Genomic DNA, 21,423 nt, shown 5'->3' on the forward strand with positions numbered 1-21,423 from the left:
CTATCGTCGCATTGTCAGGCAATAGCCGGATAAATGTCGCGTAAATGTATCAGGAACCCTTCACCCCAGATGTCACTATCTGAGTAAACTGGGGTCAAATAGTCAAAGGGGTAGGCAATGGTTTCACGATTACCAGGGTCATCCTAAACCAGATTAGTGAACCTGTCTACCTAGGCAATTTAAATCAATTCACAGGACATAAGATAATGACCATTAACCCCAAAATTTCACCAGCTTTTGCTCCGTTTTTATCCAACACCGACCCCCAAGGGAAACAAGATGCGATCGTAATTTTCCAGGGACAATACCCCACAAATATCGCGCCGCGTGACTCTCAACAAAGATTTAATACTATCCAGCAAACGGCCACCAGTCACCAAGCCGAAGTTAGTAAACTAGCAGCCAGTTATAAAAGTGCTGTCGGTCAAAACTTCAATGTATCTGCTATTGGTTCAGGTGCATTACCCATTGCTACAGTAGAAGTGACCGCAGAGACTTTACCAGCTTTAGTGGAACAGCCAGGAGTGGTAGCGGTTTTACCCAACCAAAAAATCAAATTAATTGAACCTAGCGCCATTGACTATCAACAATTACGGAGACAGGAAGAAAACAACAAATTAACCTGGGGATTAGAACTCTTAGAAATTCCCAAAATGTGGGAAAAAACCAAAGGGAAAGGAGTTACAGTATCCGTTCTCGATACGGGAGTACATGGAGATCATCCAGCCTTAAAAGACCGGGTGAAAGGGTTTGTAGTCATCGACCCTTTAGGGCGACGAATTACCGCTACCCCTTCCTTTGACGGTGGAAATCATGGAACCCACGTTTGTGGTACTGTGGCTGGTGGTAAAACGGAAAGTGGGGTTTCAATTGGTGTCGCCCCAGAAGCTGACTTACTGGCGGGAGGGGTTCTGATTGGTAATGCCACCCTGCGAACCTTAATTGAGGGTATTTCCTGGTCAATTGAGAATGGGGCAGATGTGATTAATATGTCCTTGGGTATGAGTTACTATGAGCCTCTGTTTGCTCAGGTTTTCGATATGCTGATCAATCAATATGATGTTCTCCCAGTGGTGGCGGTCGGTAACGAAAATCATGGTAATACTAGCTGTCCAGGAAATGCTCATAATGCTTTCTCTATCGGCGCGGTGGAAATGCTCCCTAATTCTGAACTGGGAATTACATTTTTTAGCAGTGGCGCAAGTTTAGTATTTCCAGATGATGCTCCTAACCGCTTAGTGACTAAGCCTGATGTATCAGCCCCTGGGGCTCAGGTTTATTCGGCTGTTCCTCCCACTAAACAGGCTAATGGGTCTTTTGAGTATACTTATATGGATGGTACATCTATGGCGACTCCCCACGTGGCTGGAGTGGTGGCGCTATTGTTAGCTGCACAACCTGATGTTCCGGTGAGTAAAATTGTGGAAGTGTTGCGAGAAACCGCCGAACATCCTGGGGGAGAACAAATGCGCCCGGATAACCGTTGGGGATGGGGGTTAATTAAGCCCTGGGAAGCTCTACAAGCTCTGAAATAGGTTTAATTATCATATTAGTTAGGGGGGGGTAATTGTGATGATCCCATACGGCATAATTGGATTGACTTTGCTGGGGGTGGTGCTAGGAGATGCTAACCCAGCAGCGCTCCCCCCATTAACCCCATTAAACATTTGTGTTAGGGAGAACCGCGATATGAAAATTAGCCCCGAATTTGCTGCTCGTTTGGCGCGTCTCAAGTCTCAGGAAAAAATCCGGGTTTTGGTTTTCCTCCAGGTTCCCCCATCAAATCATCAGCGATCGCCACGTCTATCTCCTGAACAGCGAAAAGCTGAAATGGTTGCTACACAAAAGGCGGCGGAAAGTTCCCTTAATCAGATTAAGCCTATTCTGAATCAGTATAATGGTAAATTACTCGCCCCAAGCCCTAGTTTACTGGGTACGATTCCCGTTGAAATAACTGTGGCTGGTGTTTATGTCCTTAGTCAATCTAATGCGGTTAAATCGATAATTGAGGATCAGGATATTAACTGATAGATAGATGGTAATCATGAGGAAATATCTACTACTGGTTTTTTCCCCAATAACCAATAAGTAGTCATCTGTCCTTTTCCTTTGACCGGAATAGGACCGCGTTCTTTAAATATATAATTCTTCTTCAGGCGATTGTAGGTTTCCTCGGTGACTTGAATAGAACCCGGTGTTCCTGATGATTCCATGCGGGAAGCAATATTAACCGCATCTCCCCATAAATCATAAATAAATTTTTTAATCCCAATTACCCCAGCTACCACGGAGCCGGTATTGATACCAATGCGAATTTGGAAGGATTCTGAACCCACTAAATAACTACCTTGAAACTGCTTCATTGCTGCTTGCATTTCTAAAGCCATATCAGCGATCGCCTCCGCATGATTATCTTGCGGTAGTGGTAAACCTCCCACCACCATATAAGCATCGCCAATGGTTTTAATCTTCTCTAATTTATGTTTCTCGGCTAGGTGATCAAAAATCGAAAACATTTCATTAAGTAAACTCACTAAATCAATGGGGTGCATCCGTGCGGACAGCGGGGTAAATCCCACAATATCAGCAAATAAAATAGTCACTTCTTCAATAGCAGAAGCTATAGCTTTTTTATTGGCTTTCAACTGGTCTGCAATAGGCTTAGGTAAAACATTAAGTAATAGCTCTTCCGATCGCTCCTTTTCTTGAAGCAGCGCCGCCGTCCTTTCTAATACCCGTTGTTCTAATTCTCGGTTAGTATTTTCTAGCGCAATAAATGAATCCCGCAAATTCTGTATCATCATATTAAAGGATTCAGATAACATCCCCAATTCTCGGATCTTCTCAACTTTTACCTTTTGATTTAACTCAGCACTAGCGGTAGCATTACGAGCGCCACTAGCAATAGCACTGGAGGCTTCACTGAGGCGTAAAATCGGTTCACTAATCCATCTAGCAGTCAGAATACCCAAAATTATCGCTAACACTAACGCCATCATAAATAATAAAATTGTGATGCGGGTATTTTCATGGATCTGTTCCATAAAATCCGCTTCGGGAACCACCACCACAATTAACCAATCAATTCCCCTAGGGTCAATCATGGGAGTTACCTGGACAAACTCTCGCCGACTACTAGCATAAAAACTGAGGCGATCGTGATTATCTATTTGACTAATATAAGCTAATTTATTAGCCAAATATCGGGCAGTTTCTCTGGTCATTATGTCACTGCTTTCCGCTGCTAAAATTCTTTCAGTGTCGCGATTTTCTTCATCAGTAATAAAGGTTTTTTCTAGGGTAGAAGTTCCCACCAAATAACCATTACGTTCCACAATAAATGTTTGTCCGGTTTTGCCAATTTCTAAGGTACCGAGAAACTCACTAATTCGCTTTAAAGTTAGGTCACTGCTGGCTACACCTAGTAAATTTCCTTCCGGATCATTAATTGGTCGATTAGCAGAAACCACTAAGGCTTGGGAGCCAAAATACCCATAAATCTCACTCCAAACCGGCTTACCCGCCTCCACCGCGACCAGATACCAAGGTCTAACTCTAGGATCATAATTATCCCGGGAACTCACCAACTCAGTTCGGTTCCCCTGATCATCTGTTAACCATTTTTCTAACTGACGATTAGTGCTATCAGCTAAAATATCAAATTCAATAGAACCATCATCATAGCGTCCCGCGCCAATATAATCCCCGTTTTCCATACCCATACCAATATAGCTGGCGGTGGGGAACTGCTGTAATTGTGTCCATAGATAGCGTTCTAGTGCGGGAATGTTATCTATGGAAATTAACCCTTGATTGATAGCATCAACATTAATTTGATTAATCAAGTGAGGAGTTTCCAGATAGGTATTCATTTCCTGTTTAATCCGGTTACTAACCTCAACTTGTAACTGGGTAGCTAGGTCATTCATCGCGCGGGTTCTATTCCGATAAGATAACCATCCTGTTAATCCGAAAGCTATGGTAATTTGTAGCAAAAAAGGGACAATTAAGACTAGACGCAAAGATAACTTGGGTATGGGGGGAATAATAAATAAGCGCATGATTGATTAGTAGTGCCTCCCAAGATGTCTAAACTGAACCCGTGAAATATTGATAGGATTTGATGGTCAATGCGATCGCCATCGGATTTGAGCTTTCATAGCATTTAACTCAGCTTCAATTTCGGCATCAGAATAGTTATCATAGTTGTATTCATCTCCCCGGCTGATTAATTCTTGCGATCGCACTTCTAATTCAATAGCTCGCTCCTCAAGGCGGTCTATAATCCTAGTATAATCAAGGCTTTCCTCCATTTCATTCAAACGTTGGTAAGCCTCCAGAGAATAGGATCTAGACCGATACAGATCCCGCTGAGTTTTAGCATTAGCTGCACGCTCCGAGAGTTCTCGTAAATTAGATTTAAGTTGTGCCAAAATTTGTTGCTGTATCTGCAACTGTTCTTGCATCTGACTAGCTGTATGTAAGTAAGATTTCCTTCTAATTAGAGCCTCCCGTGCTACCGATTCAGAACCCTTTTTCAGACCCAACTGAGCCCTTTTGTGCCACTCCTGGGCACTTTTTTCAGCATCAATATAATCCTGTTCTATTTGTTTTTGGGTGCTACGGGTATCAGCTATGATCTGTCGTAGTTGAACTAGATCTGACTGCATTTGGTCTATAGCTTCCTTGAGCAGTTGGTCAGGATCTTTAGTTTGGTTAAATAGGCGGCTAACATGGGAGCCAACCATCTGCCAAACTTGATTCAGGAGTTGCATTTATTATGACCTGAAAAGGTGAACACTTGACCAATATTCAGAGATGGTCAACGGACAGGCGCGAAGCATGATACTATCCACAGATAGCAGCAATACCTAGCAGGTTAACCTGTCCTTATTGTAGCCTTTCGTTCCCCGAAAATGATCAGCAATTAAGTGGGTTCTACTGGTATTAATACCTCGGAGTTACCAGGAGGGCTTATCATGTGAACCATGGTTAAGATTACTCTCCTGGTGATGGGGTATCAAATTGAACGGCAATTCCTGCGGCTCGTAATTCTTCAGCGAGGAGTTTAGCCGATTCCGCATCACCCAAAGCACCCATTTGAATTTTGACACCTGTTTTAAATCTGCGGATGTAGGCATCAGGAACCACTCGGCGCACTGTTTCTAGCTTGGCATCATTGTCGTAATCTGTTACCACATAATAGAATCCATCTTCAGCCCTCACAGGATTAGCATTAACCTGGGTGGGAGTATTCGCCGGGGTGGGAGTATTAGCTTGGGGGGTAGTTCCGCCTGCGGGTGCTGCGGGTGCTGCGGGTGCTGCGGGTGCTGCGGGTGCTGCGGGTGCGGGTGTAGGTGCGACAGGTTGAGGTAACAGTTCCTGGGATAGGTTATTAAGTCCAGGACCAGTGGGAATCACCACAGACGGAGATGGAGCGGGGGGAGGTGTTGCGCTGCCATCTAGTGGAGCGGCTTGGGGTGCAGTGGTAGGGGGGTTAGGATTAGGATTGATGGTACTGAGGGTATTGAGATCTAACTCCACAAACTCCTGGGTAGCCAGGTTAGGAGATGTCGGTTCTACTCTGTTGGCATCCATTGGCTCAGAAGTAGGAGTCATAGAATCCCTAAACAGACGATTGAAGCCTAGTATTTGCAAGCCGGCACCACCTGTGACGACATAGCCTAAAATGGCACTAGAAATAAACAGCAGCAGCATAGAGACCATCCCCAAGGGGGTAAATAATCTATTAGTCCAACTTTGACTGCGTTGCTGTTTTCTATATTCGGCACGTTTTTCGATGCTGCTAATCAGTTTTTCGGTCGATTCCAGGTAGCCTAACGGTGAGGTGGCGCTTGAGGTTTCGACGCTGGAACCATTGCCGTTGGCTGTTGTTTGGTTTTGGCTATGGGGAACAATGGGAGCGGGTTCTGGTAAGACGACTGATTCCCAGCCTGTGGGGGGGCGCTGTGGTTCTGCTTGACTTGCGGGTAATTCTGGAGTTCTGACAGGAGGAGCGATCGCACCTGGAAATGATTGCGATTGGTTATTAGATGGCTCCCTAGGCTGCTGATTATCAGATTGAGATTGCCTTCTATATCGCCGATAGCGGGTTAGTTCCTGCTCTAGTTTTACGTCTAGGCTTTCCAAAACCGATTGGAGGACTGGTTGTAGTTGGGGGGGGGAGGAGGTAGTTTCAATTTGAGAAGATTGGCTCATAACAAAATTCCTGGAAAATGGGGTTGATTTTAATTGAACTTTGAATCCATTGATCAGATTATAAATACCTTTGCTGACCGGATTTTCACCCCGGAACAACAGCAGTTTCAGCTAGTAGTTAGCCATTGGCCTGATGTGGTCGGAAAATCAGCACAGGCTCATACTCGACCCATAACGATTTACCGAAATATTCTGCAGGTAGCTACTTCTAGCGCGGCTTGGACTCAGGAGCTTACCTTCAGGCGTAAGCAAATTGTCCGACACCTAAATCAGTGGCTGTGTGATCCTTTGCATGATATCAAGTTTTCCACGGCTCAGTGGTCTGATGGGTCTAATCTTTTGGCGGCGGGTGCTTTGACGGAAACCAAGGAGACTCAACAACATCCCAGCACTATCCCGGTTAATGGGGAATTTGGGACTATTGAGCAGAGGGGATCTGAGGATGTGGCTGCACCGAAAACGCCGATCGCTGCTTGGGAAATTTGGGCCAGCAAAATCCAAAGGCGATCGCAACATTGGCCCCTATGTCCTCGATGTCAATCCCCCACCCCTCCCGGTGAACTACAACGCTGGTCTGTTTGCCACATTTGCTTTGCCGAACTCCTGACACCTGATAAATGCCAAGACGAATAGGGGATTCAATCAATTAGCATTGATCCCCAATTGGTTTTGATGTCTTTAAACTGGATCCCCGATGCTTTACATTTCTTTAACAAATTAGCTAAGTTTGTATCTATATATGAAGAGAATATAAAACAATTATAAAGTTTCCTGAACGATAAAAACGGATTCTAAGGCATACTGGATAAGGGATGACGGATTATAGGCAGGGATCAAGGATATACGAGAATATAGGTATTGGATCATTCTTGAGCGAGGAAGCCTGCTATGGGAGCTTCAAACCTGTTAACGTCTGCTTGTCGTTGTTGTCAACACTACACTCCTGAGGGGAGACGTGGCGGGCTATGCCATCAACTCCACGTTCCGGTCCAGGGCAGTTGGAAAGCTTGTCCCCTAGCACTTCCCGTCTTTGCACCTTCTTGGGAAACGGTGGATACAGTAATTCATCTGAATCAAACTCTCCCGACCCTACGAGAAGCAATGGTGGGAGACTTCCCAAATATAACTGCAACTCACCCAGAATTAGAAGCTTCAAGGGATCAACCCTGAGAAGCGATCGCTGTTTAGCGCGAAAGCGGTCAAGGAAGCCATGGATACTGACGAAAATCTGGTTTTCGTTTTTCCAAAAACGCCTGTTTTCCCTCGGCTCCTTCCTCAGTCATATAATACAACAAAGTGGCATTCCCTGCCAACTCCTGTAACCCCGCCTGACCATCACAGTCAGCATTGAAAGCGGATTTCAAACAGCGAATAGCGATCGGGCTTTTTTCCAAAATCTCCAACGCCCATGTGACCCCTTCAGCCTCAAGCTGATCAACGGGAACGACACAGTTAACTAAACCCATATCTAAGGCTTGTTGGGCATTATACTGCCGACAGAGAAACCAAATTTCCCGCGCTTTTTTCTGACCGACAACACGAGCCATATAACTCGCCCCAAAGCCGCCGTCAAAACTGCCAACTTTCGGCCCAGTTTGACCAAAAATAGCGTTATCGGCGGCTATAGTTAAATCACAAATGAGATGGAGAACATGACCACCGCCGATCGCATAACCTGCTACCAGGGCGATAACGACTTTAGGCATTGATCTAATTAGGCGTTGGAGGTCGAGAACATTGAGACGGGGGACACCGATATCATCAATATAACCAGCTTCTCCGCGCACAGTCTGATCGCCGCCGGAACAAAAGGCATATTTGCCATCTGTATGGGGACCAGCCCCGGTAAACAGAACCACACCGATCGCCTGATCTTCCCTGGCATCTGTAAAAGCATCATACAGTTCAAATACCGTTTTCGGGCGAAAAGCATTGCGCTTATCCGGGCGGTTAATGGTAATTTTGGCGATTCCGTCCGCCTTACAATAAAGAATATCTTGGTAAGTTTTAGCGGTCTGCCATTGAATGGACATTGCTTTGCTAAGGTCGCTTTGGTATTTGATGGCGAAATATCATTGTATCTCAAAGGAGCTTTTTTTTAGCCAAAACTTCTCCTGTTGCTATTCCAAACCAATTAATTCTCGATTTCCAGGGACGACCTCCCCGACGGTATAACTAGGGATATGGTGTGATTGAAAGAATGCGATCGCCTCTGAGGCGTGATCGGGTGGGACAAAAACGACAAAACCAATACCCATATTAAAAGTTTCCCACATAGCACTTTGGGGAACATCTCCCAATTCCGCCAACCAGGTAAAAATGGGAGGAATCGGCCAACTGTGGGGAATCATGCGAATAGCAGCATTTTCCGGAATAGCTCGGGGCAAATTTTCCGGTAGTCCTCCGCCAGTAATATGAGCCATACCATGAATGGGTAAACCCTTAGCAATAGCATTCAGAATAGGTTTGACATAAATGCGAGTAGGAGTCAAACAGACCTGGCCAACAGTTTGACCCTCAAATTGAGTAGGGCGGTCATTCCAATCAATTTGGCGATCGGCGATAATCTTACGAACGAGACTAAAGCCATTACTATGGAGACCACTACTAGCTAAAGCGATCGCCACATCTGCGATTTTCACCTGACTACCATCAAGTAACTGTTGCTTTTCGACAATACCGACACAAAACCCAGCCACGTCATACTCACCTGGGTGATAGAACCCCGGCATCTCGGCCGTTTCTCCCCCCAGTAAAGCACATCCAGCTTGTTGACAACCGGTAGCTATTCCGGTGACCACCTGGGTTAATTGTTCTGGTTCTAGTTTTCCGGTAGCCAGATAATCGAGAAAAAACAGAGGTTCCGCACCACAGGTCAACACATCATTAACACACATAGCCACCAAATCAATACCGATAGTATCGTGGCGGTCAACAGCATGAGCGATCTTTAGCTTAGTACCCACACCATCAGTACCAGATACCAGGACAGGTTGACGGTAGCCTGTGGGTAACTCCAAGCAGCCGCCAAAACCCCCTAAACCACCCAATACTTCTGGGCGATAAGTTCCCTGTACCAGATCGCGGATACGGTTAACAAAATCCCGACCCGCTACCACATCAACACCAGCTTCTCGATAATCCATAATTGATTGTTGTTTTTTTGTGTTCAGGCTTGGCCCGCGAACTCTCCTATAAGGCTTATAAGAAACTTTAATACTTTTTGGAACCACTTAGTATTGCGTCAGTAGAAATTACCCCAAGTCTTGATGACCGGGAATTTGGGCCGGAACCAAACTGTCCAGTTTGTCAGTCCGACGGCAAACTATGCCCCCAGACTAGATCCCCAAATAGAAAAGTTCGTGCTAGTGTGTTGCAGTTCCTTCAACCCAAGCGAACAGGAAATTGAGTAGCGATGACTATGGGGGTGTCATAGCCTGCCATGTAGGGTCTAAGTCAATTTCAGTTCAAACGTGGTTGTTTCATATAGAAGATTTATGAACGCAAAACCTTGGAGTGGTCTAGTTTCTTTACTGGTTCTATCAGTTTGCGCGCCAGCTTATGCTGAAATTGAATGCGATCGCCTTTTATGTCCAGAAAGTGATGGGAGAAGCCATGTTGAGCAATTAGCCAGATCACAGGGGAACATCACCCAAATTGAAACCCATGAATTAGACGACAAACAAGCTGCAACCCTCTTCGTTCGTAATATCCCCGTTCTCACCTTTGTTCAAAACCCCTCAGAAACGACAGCCCGCCCCATCAACTATCAATCTGTCAATGTAGCTGAGAGTTCAACTGGTAATTTAATAGTGGCTTACCCCACACAAGCCAGCGATCCAGTCGCTAGAGCCAATAATGTCGCGGTCAAAATTAATCAGATCAGTCGAGACAATATTGATGCAGATACCATCAGAGTCCGATGGAATGATCAGGAAAAAAATTATGTGATCCAAGTAGGTGAGGAAAAATTAGTAGCCATTGATGGTAATACTATCCTCCCCGACAATACCCGTGATCTGGCTACAGATGCACTACAAGCTACTAACCGCCTGCGGAGACAGGTAGGTAATGCGCCACCCCTCAGCGACATTGAAGGAAGACCAGAGCCGGAAGTGACTACAGTAGCTGTGCGTTCTGTGGCTAATCGTCTCCAGGGTTGGGCTTCTTGGTATGGTCCTGGTTTTCATGGGAACCGCACGGCTAATGGTGAACGCTACAACCAATATGCTATGACTGCGGCTCACCGTTATTTACCTTTTGGTACAGAAGTCCGTGTTACCAATCAGCATAACGGTCGTTCTGTGGTGGTGAGAATTAATGACCGAGGCCCATTTATCGGAGGTCGGATTATTGACTTGTCTGCTGGAGCAGCACAGGCGATCGGTATGATTAGCAGTGGGGTGGCTCCGGTAACGGTGGAGGTGATCACGCCAGCTAATTAAGGTGGATGGTGCTGTTCCCTATACAATGAAGGGAATGATTGATATTAGGGTGCAATTATTGCACCCACAACTACTTTTATGCGCCTGTTTACAACTGTTGCGGCTTGGCGATCGTATTCCCAAGCCTGCCATAATCGGCAAATAGGTTTAGTCCCCACTATGGGGGGTTTACATTCAGGACATTTGAGCTTAATTCGTCAGGCTCGTAATGGCTCTGATCTAGTGGTGGTTAGCATCTTTGTTAACCCCCTACAATTTGGACCTAGGGAAGATTTCCAAAAGTACCCCCGTAATTTGGAGGCGGATTTAGCACTTGGTCGGGAAAATGGGGTTGATGTGGTATTTGCTCCGTCGGTTGAGGAGATTTATGGCTCTGAGGAGACGGGAAACACAGAAACTGGCTTATCTCAACAAACTTGTGTGATTGTCCCTGACTCGCTCACGTCCCGGCTGTGTGGTGCATCCCGTCCGGGACATTTTCAGGGGGTGACAACTATTGTGGCTAAATTGTTTAATTTAATTCAACCCAACCGCGCCTATTTTGGTCAGAAAGATGCTCAACAAGTGGCGGTAATTAGGCGCATGGTGGCGGATTTGAATTGGCCGATTGAGATTGTGGCCTGTCCGATTATTCGAGAGGCTTCGGGACTGGCTTATAGTTCCCGTAATCAGTATTTGACACGGGAACAGAAACAGCAAGCTACAGTTTTATATAAGGCTTTGCAGGCGGCGGGGCGGCGATGCGGTGAGGGAGTGCGATCGCGTGCGGGTCTGCTACAGGCGGCGCAGGAAATTCTGGCGAGAGTGCCGGGCGTGAAGCTAGAATATTTGGAACTGGTTGCGCCAGATACTTTAGTTCAATTGGAAACTGTTGAGGAAATAGGACTTTTGGCGATCGCCGCCTCTGTGGGAAATACTCGTTTGATTGATAATATTATGCTCAATACTCGCCAGCCTATTGTGGCGATCGATGGCCCGGCCGGAGCGGGTAAGTCTACTGTTACCCGTCATATTGCACAACTTTTAAATTTGATGTACCTTGATACCGGAGCGATGTATCGCGCTATTACCTGGAAGGTGCTTCAGTCTCAAATATCTGTGGATGATGAACCGGCGATCGCTCAGTTGGTTAGTGGTTCACGGATTGAGTTGATTCCTGATCAAGATCAAATTAGGGTTTTGATAGATGGGTCTGATGTGACTGAGGCGATCCGTACCCAGGAAGTTACCCGCAATGTATCGGCGATCGCTGCTCAGGTGGCAGTCCGTCGTGGTCTTGTTAAACAACAACAGCAGTTAGGTCGTCGGGGCGGTTTGGTGGCGGAAGGACGCGATATTGGCACTCATGTTTTCCCCGATGCTGAGTTGAAAATTTTTCTGACTGCTTCTGTGGAAGAACGAGCCAAGCGTCGCTATCTGGAATTACAACAAAAGGGTGATTTAAATACCAGTTTAGAAGAGATTAAACAGGACATTATCCGACGGGATGAATTGGATAGTAACCGAACTATTGCTCCACTGCGAAAGGCAGTTGATGCGATCGAACTTAGTACCGATGGACTAAGTATTGAGCAAGTTACTAATGAAATTGTTAGGTTATATACAGAACATCTGAAAAATGATGATGCTCCTGGCTCCAGTAATGGGGTTTAAGGGAGAGCCGAGATAGAGCTACTGTCTCAGGGATTGAACTTATCTAAAATTCCGGTGAATCTGCTGGGATTAGCGTAATCTGTAGTAACCTAGGGTAATTGTAGATCAATTTCCCCAATAATAACTACCTAGTGAAAATTAACAGAAAATTTAATTGGTGTGAAGGAGATATGACGTGGTTCAGCCTTACTACAGAGTATATCGTCGCCAACAAAGAGTTTTAACTCTGGCAATATTGGCAGCATTAAGTAGTTTTGTGATGGGTGTAGCTTTACCTTGGACTTTACATATAGACCGGGAAGCGAGAGTTACATATCAGCCGCCAATAAGTCAGCAAGTAGCGGCTGAGAGACAGACACAAGGAGAGGTAGAAAACTCTAATAATTCAAGACAGCTACCTGTCCCTAATTTAGGAATACCTGGGGTCAAACTGGCTCTAACTCAAAGGTTACAATCAACACAAAGCGCCTTGAACGAGTTAGAAAATGAACGCTTTACTTTTTCGGTTCCTCAACGATTCCAAGGAACTACTATAAAAGAGGTTAATTTGCCACCCGAACGGAAAGTTATTGCTCTGACTTTTGATGATGGTCCTTGGCCGCGAACGACGGAACAGGTTTTAGATATTCTCAGAAAAAATAATATTAAGGCGACTTTTTTCTTAATTGGGGCGGCTTTGAATAACAACAAGGAGATTGCCAAAAAAGTAGCAGATGAAGGTCATGCCTTGGCTAATCATACATGGAACCACCGTTATCATCAAGTAAGTCAGGCGGAAGCGGCGAAGGAGATTAATAGTACAGGGGATTTAATTGAGGAGGTGACAGGAACTAAAACGGCTCTATTTAGACCGCCGGGGGGGGTAATGACTAATGGTTTGGTTCAGTATGTTCATAGCCAAAATCAAGCTAATATTATGTGGTCTGTGGACTCAGCGGATTGGCGATCGGGTACAGATGCGATCGCTCGTAATGTTTTAACTCAAGCCCAACCCGGTGGCATTGTACTGATGCACGATGGAGGCGGGAACCGTGCGCCTACAGTAGCGGCTCTCCCCAGAATTATTGCGGAATTGAAACGGCAGGGTTATGAGTTTGTAACAATACCGGAACTGTTGGAAATTGCGGATGAGTATATGAGTGATGAAGATATCGCCAGCCAGGAACAAAAGGCTCGAGAAATGTCGGAGAGTGACGAAATGCCGATGTATCAATCCCCTTTACCTTATTAGAAGATCCTGATTAACATTGCCGAAGATGGAAATAATTAAACAATGAACCTGTATTCTTTACCAACTCAGTCAGATTTTGCCATTTCCCTAGGGCAGTTGTCCCTGGAAGATGTTTATAATCTGGTGGACGATCCGGCCAATGGTGCGATCGTGGTAATGAGTGGCATGGTTCGCAATCAAACGGACGGCAAACCGGTTAAGTCCCTGGAATATCAAGCCTATCAGCCCATGGCGCTGCGGGTGTTCCAGGAAATTGCCGAACAGATTAAAACTCAATGGCCTGATGTAACGCGGGTGGTTATACAACACCGGATCGGACATCTACAAATTGGGGATATTAGTGTATTGGTGGCCGTGGGTTGTCCTCACCGCCGAGAGGCTTTTGAGGCTTGCCAGTATGCCATTGATACCCTAAAGCATAATGCCCCGATTTGGAAAAAGGAACATTGGGTTGACGGATCTAGTAGTTGGGTTAGTATTGGCTTATGTGAAGCTACCTGCTAACCAGATGAACATTAGGAACTTAATCCGTTCATGTCGCGTCAAACATCAACAGCCTGCCTCAATACGCAAATTTGAAACCATGATCAGTCAATTTGTACCCCTATCCTGGTCTTCCGGGTCGGCAACCGCTCCCGAAGTTAAATTATCTCCTGAAAAGCTGTCGAACTATGATCTAGTTCTACGATGTCAGGAAGGCTTGCAACCAGACCGTCTTGCCTTTACAGAACTATTACGCCGCTATCAGTCCCATGTGGATAAGATTCTGTTTCACCTAGCGCCTGATTGGCAAGATCGGGCGGATTTGGCCCAAGAAATATGGATTCGAGTTTACCGCAATATTAAGCGACTACAGGAACCTGCTAAGTTTCAAGGGTGGTTGAGCAGGATTGCGACTAATTTATTTTATGATGAACTGCGGAAACGGAAACGGGTGAGACCGGCTTTGTCTCTCGATGCTCCTCGTACTGTTGATGATGGGGAGATGGAATGGGAATTGCCAGCAGATCGTCCGGGTCCTGATGAGGATTTAGCGACTAGAGAGTTTTATGATCATCTACAAGAGGCGATCGCTGATTTGCCCGAGGTGTTCCGCACTACTATTGTGCTGCGGGAAATTCAAGGCCTAGCTTATGAGGAAATTGCCGAAATCACCGGAGTTTCTTTAGGAACTGTTAAGTCTCGTATTGCTAGGGCGCGTCAGCGGTTACAATCTCAACTACAACCTTATCTAAATGATTAGTTGAGATGATGACTAATTCCGTTTGGAGGGAATATAATAGGAAGTTAATGGTCAGAAACCGGCGGTCTGTTGATTTTTGTGGCTCTACATTTTCTCCCCGATTAAATTCAAAAAGGTTGGACCGTTGGTTTCGATTTCTGCTTGCGTTTTAGGGGGGTGTCCCAATGAAGTCTAACCATGACGATCGCTTAGGAAATTTAAATCCGAATTGGCATCCTGAGTCCCAGGGAGAAGGGACTTGGGATGAACCAATGTATTATGAGCTACTTTCAGCCTATATTGATGGTGAGGCGACACCAGCAGAACGCCGCCAGGTTCAGCAGCGGTTGGATATTGATCGCCAATATAAGGCGGCTTATTTGCAAATGATGCAACTGCGATCGCGTTGGCACTCAATGCCGGGGCCGAAAAATACTGAATCCGCCCAACAGTTGGCTGGTGCTGTGTTCAACCAGGTTGAACGCCGGAATAATTTGATGGTGGTCAGTGGTGGGGGTGCGATCGCCGCTCTGTTTTTGGCGGTTTTAGCGAGTTGGGCTCCCACTGGTGGGGGTGGTACTCTCTTTGCTCAGTTGAACCGGGTGGAGTCGGAACCACTACAAATTGCTCTGAATGAGCCTTTGCTACCCATTGTAAATCCAGAGGCGGTTAGTTTGACCATAGATCAACCGCTGATTGTGATTCCTAAAGGTCCCATAGCTCACCCCTAGGTTAATTCTAGCTGGGTTTCCAGTCGCCACAGGGAATCAAGACTCCCTGAAAGGAGCTAACTACTTGGGGATACATGAAATAAGCCCAGGTCTCACGCAGAGGTTTTAGATCTGGGGTGTAGGTGAGAATGCGGCGGCGTTGATATTGGTTTTGCTCCGGTGGGCGATCGCTTTGGTAGTCTTCCAGGCGATCGAGGTCGGCGAGAAGGCTGGGGTCTGTGAAGGATAGGATAACTCCAGATACCCAGCGCGTCCCTGTGGTCATGGCTGGATAACCTAGGGAGAGGGAATATAATTCACCTAGGGCGCACGCTGGTAATTCCTCTATGGTGCGTCCGAGACAGTAACGGTTGTAATTGAACTCGCCGGGTTTGAGACTCCCGTAGACAAATACATGGATGAGATCATTTATGCGATCGTTTTCGGTGACTGTGGGTTTCATCGCCTGCCAAAATGTTTGTTAAGATAATCACTAAATCTGGAATAGGCCTGAAAGCGTTATCAGTTATGTTGCACCCGCAACCTTTCATAGCTACAGCTATCCAGTTCAGTTCTTTATGTTCTATTATCGTTCATGGTTTTAGCCACTAGCATTATAGAAAATTTCCTACCGCATCCACTGCCCCTAGGTGCTTTTTTACCCGAATTGGGCCTCGACAGCATTTTCTCAACTCAAGGGGTAATGGTGATGCTACTGGCCGCTTATGCTGTCGCTATGTGGATGTTCCTGACTAGCGCCCCCAAGGTTCATACCATTATGGTCACTGACTTAAATATGGCCAGACAGTTTTATGAGGGGTTGCTAAATTTGCCAGTGGCTGATGTTCCCCTACACTACTACTATAATTATGAGCAAACTTGGGGAGCTACTGGCATCGATCCTTTGTACCTTTCCACTAACATATCAACTGCTAATAACCAAGATTTAGGGGCTTCTGATGGCTTGTGGTATCAGTTGATGAAAAATACACAACTTCATATTATCAGTGGTGCTAGTTATGGTCCAAAAAATCGCCATCGCCATGTTTGTTTCGATCGCGATTGTTTAGACCAAATTTTGATGCGGGTACAAACCCAAGCCCTCAAGTTTAAAATCCGCAGTGAAAGACCTCTAAATTTTTTGGTGAAGGATTGGGATGGACGGGTGTTAGAGTTTTATGAGGTGAAAAACTAACCCGTAAATAGCCATAATGAACCGAAAAGAGACAAGGTTTAACTTGTCTCTCTGGTGGGTTTCAATGGGAAGATTGGGCAGTGATTAATCAATATCAAACAAATAATAATATTCACCGTCTATTAATTGCGGTGAATTGCCGTGATATTTAGCCACCGCCCTGTCTAAAAATGCTTGAGCTTCCTGGGGAGATATATTGGCGGCTTTGGCTAGGCTAGAAACCGTTACTAAGCCTCTATGATCTCGAATTAGGTGCAGAAATACCGATCGCTTATGTCTTTGGCGGCGGTAGAGTTCCCTGCGTCTTTCGCGATACCATTCCCACATAAACCACCCCCCCATAAACAGGGGAATGCTGCCCAAAATCAACCCCCCCGCCACTTTCCCCCAGGGATTATCTGATATGTTGGTGGGGCTAATTAATTCCGTAGCAGCGGATAACCAGAATATCAACCCCAGGGGAATCAAGAAACTGGCGACTATCAGCTTAAATATCTGCATGGTTTCATCCCCCTGACTTCCTTATTGAGGCTAAATTAATAATATCAACAGCGTATGGCTTCTAACAACCGTGAGAAATAAAACCTGGTAGAAATCATCGATTCTCGGCTAACGGTAAAGCCGTTATCTGAGAGAATTTTGATGATATCTGCCTCCCGGTGTTGATAGGCGCGGGTGGTTTTGCTGGGTCCAGGGAAAAATTCGCCAATTTTTTTAAGTATACTCAGGGCTAAGGTTTTGGGGGCGAAACTCAGAATGATCCTGTTTTCGGCGAGGGAACATAGATGAGAGATCATCTCTGCTGCTTGGTTTTGGGGATAGTGAATTAACACATCTAAGCAAATTACCGTGTGATAGCGACCTGTTAATTTTTCTAGGTCTTGCGCCATAAAGTTGATATTACTGGCGCGGGTGATTAGTTGGTTTCTGGCGCGTTGGGATGCTTCGGCGACCATTTTTTCGGAAATGTCGCTGGCGGAAACGATCGCCCCTGCGTCTCCCAAGGGTATGCTGAGGCTTCCGACTCCACAGCCTGCATCACATACCATTAAGCCGCCTAGGTTTCCATCAGCTTGCAGCCATTCTATGACGCGATCGACGGTTTGCTGGTGTCCGTCGCGGATATCCCGCTGTACCCGGTTGACTTCGCCGTTACCATAAATTCTTTGCCAGCGATCGAAGCCCGTTGAATTAAAATACTGCCGAACAACGGTTTTATCGTCTACCACACTCATGAAACTGCCTGCTGTGAAAAGGGTGTCCAACCCTTGATTCTACCATTTAGGGGTTACAATTTGGAGGTTTTGCTATCCTCAAATTCCTCAAGAAGGGTGGGTTCCTTCGGTACTAATACCCACAGTATGGCATAGATGATAATGCCGGGGGCGGCGGATAGGCCTAAAATAATAAAGGTGAGTCTCACTAGCAAGGGGTCAACATTGAAGTATTGGGCGACTCCTCCGGCTACTCCGGCGATTTGGCAATGTTCACGGCTGCGGTATAATTTTTTCATGGTGTCCTCCTCTAATGGGCGATCGTTTTGGTTGACAGTGATCACTTCAATTTCTGATGGAACAATTCCCGATCGCTTCATGATTAATTGGGGTTCGGAAAACCGCCCATCCCCTGTCCGGCTAACCATCCGGTTGTCCAGGCGTTTTGAAAATTGAAGCCTCCTGTCACGCCGTCAATATCAAGAATTTCTCCGGCGAAATATAGCCCCGGACACCGCCGACTTCCCATGGTCTTAAAGTCTATTTCTTTCAGGTTGACTCCGCCACAGGTGACGAATTCTTCTTTAAAGACTCCTTTACCAGTGATTTGATGGCGACTGCGTTTTAATTCTTCGATGAGTTGATTTAAGTGTTTTTTAGATAGTTCCGCCCAAGGTTGTTGGGGGTTGATTCCTACTCGGATAATTAGATATTGCCAGAGGCGACGGGGTAAATTAATCGGACAGTGGGAAGATGGCGATCGCTTGCCAAATTCAGATTTAGTCTGGAGGATAATTTCTCGCAATTGGTCTATATTTAATTCTGGTAGCCAATCAATTATTAAGGGGGTTTTATAACGACATTCCTGCAAAAATCTAGCCCCCCAAGCTGATAATTTTAAGACGGCGGGTCCACTAATTCCCCAGTGAGTAATTAACAGGGGTCCGGTTTGGGTTAAGGGGGTTCCGGTTAGTTTTAGATTCACTGAATCTACGGATATTCCGGCTAATTCCTGCAAGGGTTTATCGGCTATATTAAAGGTGAATAGGGAGGGAACTGGGGGGATGATAGTATGTCCTAATTTTTGGGCAAAATTATAGCCGGCGGGAGTGCTTCCTGTGGCTAGTAATAGGCGATCGCATTGGTAAACTTCCTGGGATTTTAAACAGACTTGAAAGCCTCGCTCAAGTTGAGTAATACCCACAACCGCCGCCCCGGTTTTGACTTTGACTCCCGCATTTTGGGCGCTATTTAATAAGCAATTAACAATGGTTGCCGAATCATCAGTTATGGGGAACATTCGACCATCAGCCTCGGTTTTTAACTTAACTCCTCGCTGGGTAAACCAGTCTACGGTATGTTTAGCTTGAAACCTAGTAAAAGGTCCGCGCAAGGCTTTGTTACCCCTGGGATAGTTGCGAATAAACTCCACAGGGTCAAAACAGGCGTGGGTAACGTTACAGCGTCCGCCGCCAGAAATACGAACTTTGGCTAGGGGAGTTTTTCCAGCTTCTAATAGGGTAACATGGGTTTTAGGGTAGGTTTCTTTACAGGCGATCGCCCCAAAAAAACCCGCCGCCCCACCACCAATTACAATGACTTCGATCATGTCTTGTTTCTCAAAGTTTTATTAATAATTGTACCCGATAAATACCACAGATAAATGCTGAGTAAATATCAGGCACAATTCAGGAATACTTATCCCGCCAAATGTTCTAGCAGCAGGTCGTGGACAAAACGATATCTTCCCCCTACTCTTTGGAGAATTTGGCGATCGCAGGCTTGATTAAGAAACTCCACATAATTCCAGGGTATTACTTTTTTATCCAACAGAAACCAGCGCAGGCTATAGTGTTCGATTATAGTTGCACCTCCTAAACACAAACTAAACATTAAGGCTATGGCTATTCCCGGAATTATTGCTGATAATATGGTGATATATTCCCCGGTTATATACAGATATAACATCGATAAATTTATACCTATTGGACAGGCTATACAGAACATCACCAGGCTATTTTGGGCCGCTTGATTAATCGGCTGATTCGGATATTTGATATGAGTTATACCCATTTGAGTTAAGGGAAACAGCGCCAGGATAATCAAGACAGCCATTAATCCATAAATAAACCCATAAATCAACTGCCCCATTATCCCAGCAATTAAGGCAGTAATTATGCCGCCTACCATAGCAAAAATTACCCCCTTCTTAATTTTAGACCAACCATAATTTAAGAAATGCGGGTTGAAATCATTAGCTAGTATGCCAGCAATCAACCCCACAAATCCTGATGAAAATACATCCCATAAAAAATTATGTATTGTACCAATAAGAATGCCGATTGTCGCGCCAAAAATCAACACAAGAATCATCAGATAAATAAACTCCAACAGTTTATTACCCAAGAAATTATGTCCGATTTGGTGTAGTACAAACTCTGACTGATTTTGTGCTTGCATACGCTTGGCTAACCATCGCAGATACCGTTTAGCCATGACGGGTTCATGGTTCAAAATGCCATGAGATTTATCTGGTGTGTTGGGTAGGTTTTTAGTTAACCTTTGGCTAATATAGATATCTAATAAATCACTCTGCAATTGACTGAGATCAGCATCGTTATTATGAAACAAATAACTATCTATTTGAGGATATAAATTTTCCCTATCAATCACAGTTATTAAATCCAGGAATAAGGGAATACTAGCTAAGGTGAGCAATCCTTTGTCGTTTTGTATTACCTCCCAGATATGTCCGCCGTCTAAAGAGTGGAGATAATTATGAATATGCTGATCAGTTAATGGTTGTAAATACACTAATCCTTGTAAAGAATCAATAGTTTTTCCCGATTGTAAATAGTGGTCATCACGACAACAAACTACTCCATCTCGAACATTGAAAAACTCACTTAGTTTCTCAAAAGGTACTTGTTGTAATCCATCAATAAGAGGCAGTATTTTACCATTTTTCAGCCATTTTTTGGCAATAAATCTGGGTAAATTATAGCGATTTTTTAAATCTTCAACCAGCCAACTATCAATAGATTGTTTAGGATTGTTCAAAGTAGCTAATTCAAATAAAATCGGGATAGCACTATCTGAGTCTTCTTCGGCGATTTTAATTAAATCTCTGGCTAATTTCAAAAGTAGGGTGGTTTTTCCTATTCCTGGTTTCCCTAAAATTAATAGTTTCTGCTGGGATACTTTAAATATATCTAGGACTGTTTGTTGGGGTTCTTCGCCTTCTTTTCTGGTAAAAATATGTTCCGGGAGTTGGTGTCGCCATTGTTCCCTAAATGCAGGGTTTAACGAGGATGTTAGGGATAATTGGGGTATTCTGCCATTAGTTTCTGCTTCGGGTTTAGCCACCCGTGAAATTAATTGATCACTGTGGAGGGAATTGTGCAAACGAACTACTACATCATCTTGTTGAATTTTGAGAATTTGTGTACGCCAGTATGATTGGTCAAAATACATTGATAATCACGTAAAACTCCTGGGAGGGTTGGAAGCTCCGTGATTGATCACGGAGAGGAA

The 21,423-nt window shown here is 45.0% G+C and carries 22 protein-coding genes; 11 read left to right on the plus strand and 11 right to left on the minus strand.

Annotated elements, in window-relative coordinates; genetic code table 11:
- Positions 1-206 precede the first annotated feature (206 nt).
- Both P5683_RS14115 and P5683_RS14120 read left to right on the plus strand, forming a co-directional pair.
- A complete protein-coding gene (locus P5683_RS14115; protein WP_006625095.1) occupies positions 207-1,535 on the plus strand; it encodes a S8 family serine peptidase in 1,329 nt (442 codons plus the stop codon).
- A gap of 154 nt (positions 1,536-1,689) precedes the next feature.
- Positions 1,690-2,028 (plus strand): DNA primase, encoded by a 339-nt coding sequence (locus P5683_RS14120; RefSeq protein ID WP_228116347.1) that lies wholly within the window; start codon positions 1,690-1,692, stop codon positions 2,026-2,028.
- A 14-nt stretch (positions 2,029-2,042) separates the two neighbouring features.
- Here P5683_RS14120 and P5683_RS14125 read toward each other — a convergent pair whose 3' ends face one another.
- The 3 genes from P5683_RS14125 to P5683_RS14135 form a co-directional block, all read right to left on the minus strand.
- Positions 2,043-4,061, minus strand: coding sequence for an adenylate/guanylate cyclase domain-containing protein (locus tag P5683_RS14125; protein ID WP_046319401.1), 2,019 nt, complete (start codon positions 4,059-4,061; stop codon positions 2,043-2,045).
- 66 nt (positions 4,062-4,127) lie between these two features.
- On the minus strand, positions 4,128-4,775 hold the full coding sequence (locus tag P5683_RS14130) for a PspA/IM30 family protein (protein ID WP_006625098.1): 648 nt from the start codon (positions 4,773-4,775) through the stop codon (positions 4,128-4,130).
- Positions 4,776-4,998: 223 nt separating this feature from the next.
- Positions 4,999-6,219 (minus strand): hypothetical protein, encoded by a 1,221-nt coding sequence (locus P5683_RS14135; protein ID WP_006625099.1) that lies wholly within the window; start codon positions 6,217-6,219, stop codon positions 4,999-5,001.
- Positions 6,220-6,252: 33 nt separating this feature from the next.
- On the opposite strand from P5683_RS14135, the gene P5683_RS14140 reads away from it, so the two are divergent.
- Together P5683_RS14140 and P5683_RS14145 are read left to right on the plus strand one after the other, a co-directional pair.
- Positions 6,253-6,852, plus strand: a complete 600-nt coding sequence (locus P5683_RS14140) for a DUF721 domain-containing protein (RefSeq protein ID WP_006625100.1) — start codon at positions 6,253-6,255, stop codon at positions 6,850-6,852.
- A 255-nt stretch (positions 6,853-7,107) separates the two neighbouring features.
- Entirely contained in the window at positions 7,108-7,389 is a 282-nt protein-coding gene (locus tag P5683_RS14145; protein ID WP_006668788.1) for a hypothetical protein, read from the plus strand.
- Between the two features lie 29 nt (positions 7,390-7,418).
- On the opposite strand, the gene menB is transcribed toward P5683_RS14145, so the two are convergent.
- Together menB and purM are read right to left on the minus strand one after the other, a co-directional pair.
- On the minus strand, positions 7,419-8,252 hold the full coding sequence (menB, locus tag P5683_RS14150) for a 1,4-dihydroxy-2-naphthoyl-CoA synthase (RefSeq protein WP_006625102.1): 834 nt from the start codon (positions 8,250-8,252) through the stop codon (positions 7,419-7,421).
- Positions 8,253-8,339: 87 nt separating this feature from the next.
- A complete protein-coding gene (gene purM / locus P5683_RS14155; RefSeq protein ID WP_315640223.1) occupies positions 8,340-9,365 on the minus strand; it encodes a phosphoribosylformylglycinamidine cyclo-ligase in 1,026 nt (341 codons plus the stop codon).
- Positions 9,366-9,716: 351 nt separating this feature from the next.
- Here purM and P5683_RS14160 point away from each other — a divergent pair, with 351 nt between their 5' ends.
- The 6 genes from P5683_RS14160 (at position 9,717) to P5683_RS14185 (ending at position 15,501) form a co-directional block, all read left to right on the plus strand.
- On the plus strand, positions 9,717-10,664 hold the full coding sequence (locus tag P5683_RS14160; RefSeq protein WP_006625104.1) for a septal ring lytic transglycosylase RlpA family protein: 948 nt from the start codon (positions 9,717-9,719) through the stop codon (positions 10,662-10,664).
- A gap of 78 nt (positions 10,665-10,742) precedes the next feature.
- Positions 10,743-12,317 carry a bifunctional pantoate--beta-alanine ligase/(d)CMP kinase gene (locus P5683_RS14165; protein WP_006625106.1) on the plus strand — a complete coding sequence of 525 codons (1,575 nt, stop codon included), beginning with the start codon at positions 10,743-10,745 and terminating at the stop codon, positions 12,315-12,317.
- 175 nt (positions 12,318-12,492) lie between these two features.
- Entirely contained in the window at positions 12,493-13,548 is a 1,056-nt protein-coding gene (locus tag P5683_RS14170; protein WP_006625107.1) for a polysaccharide deacetylase family protein, read from the plus strand.
- Positions 13,549-13,590: 42 nt separating this feature from the next.
- Positions 13,591-14,052, plus strand: coding sequence for a molybdenum cofactor biosynthesis protein MoaE (locus P5683_RS14175; protein ID WP_006625108.1), 462 nt, complete (start codon positions 13,591-13,593; stop codon positions 14,050-14,052).
- Positions 14,053-14,131: 79 nt separating this feature from the next.
- Positions 14,132-14,791, plus strand: coding sequence for a sigma-70 family RNA polymerase sigma factor (locus P5683_RS14180; RefSeq protein ID WP_396442569.1), 660 nt, complete (start codon positions 14,132-14,134; stop codon positions 14,789-14,791).
- Between the two features lie 164 nt (positions 14,792-14,955).
- The gene (locus P5683_RS14185) at positions 14,956-15,501 is read left to right on the plus strand and encodes an anti-sigma factor (RefSeq protein WP_006625110.1); all 546 of its coding nucleotides are present in this window, start codon (positions 14,956-14,958) and stop codon (positions 15,499-15,501) included.
- 7 nt (positions 15,502-15,508) lie between these two features.
- On the opposite strand, the gene P5683_RS14190 is transcribed toward P5683_RS14185, so the two are convergent.
- Positions 15,509-15,943, minus strand: a complete 435-nt coding sequence (locus tag P5683_RS14190) for a gamma-glutamylcyclotransferase (protein WP_006625111.1) — start codon at positions 15,941-15,943, stop codon at positions 15,509-15,511.
- Positions 15,944-16,075: 132 nt separating this feature from the next.
- Between P5683_RS14190 and P5683_RS14195 the strand changes: the two genes are divergently transcribed.
- Positions 16,076-16,675, plus strand: coding sequence for a VOC family protein (locus P5683_RS14195; RefSeq protein WP_006625112.1), 600 nt, complete (start codon positions 16,076-16,078; stop codon positions 16,673-16,675).
- A gap of 84 nt (positions 16,676-16,759) precedes the next feature.
- On the opposite strand, the gene P5683_RS14200 is transcribed toward P5683_RS14195, so the two are convergent.
- The 5 genes from P5683_RS14200 to P5683_RS14220 all read right to left on the minus strand — a co-directional run bounded on the left by P5683_RS14200 (position 16,760) and on the right by P5683_RS14220 (position 21,363).
- Positions 16,760-17,176, minus strand: coding sequence for a hypothetical protein (locus P5683_RS14200; protein WP_006625113.1), 417 nt, complete (start codon positions 17,174-17,176; stop codon positions 16,760-16,762).
- Positions 17,177-17,220: 44 nt separating this feature from the next.
- Positions 17,221-17,910 carry a magnesium protoporphyrin IX methyltransferase gene (gene bchM, locus P5683_RS14205; RefSeq protein WP_006625114.1) on the minus strand — a complete coding sequence of 230 codons (690 nt, stop codon included), beginning with the start codon at positions 17,908-17,910 and terminating at the stop codon, positions 17,221-17,223.
- A gap of 53 nt (positions 17,911-17,963) precedes the next feature.
- A complete protein-coding gene (locus P5683_RS14210; protein WP_008051524.1) occupies positions 17,964-18,269 on the minus strand; it encodes a PspC domain-containing protein in 306 nt (101 codons plus the stop codon).
- 2 nt (positions 18,270-18,271) lie between these two features.
- Positions 18,272-19,498, minus strand: a complete 1,227-nt coding sequence (locus P5683_RS14215; RefSeq protein ID WP_006668791.1) for an NAD(P)/FAD-dependent oxidoreductase — start codon at positions 19,496-19,498, stop codon at positions 18,272-18,274.
- 89 nt (positions 19,499-19,587) lie between these two features.
- On the minus strand, positions 19,588-21,363 hold the full coding sequence (locus P5683_RS14220; RefSeq protein ID WP_315640226.1) for an NACHT domain-containing protein: 1,776 nt from the start codon (positions 21,361-21,363) through the stop codon (positions 19,588-19,590).
- Positions 21,364-21,423 lie beyond the last annotated feature (60 nt).

The organism is Limnospira sp. PMC 1279.21, assembly GCF_032349615.1.
In the GTDB taxonomy this organism is placed as follows: Bacteria; Cyanobacteriota; Cyanobacteriia; order Cyanobacteriales; family Microcoleaceae; genus Limnospira; species Limnospira fusiformis.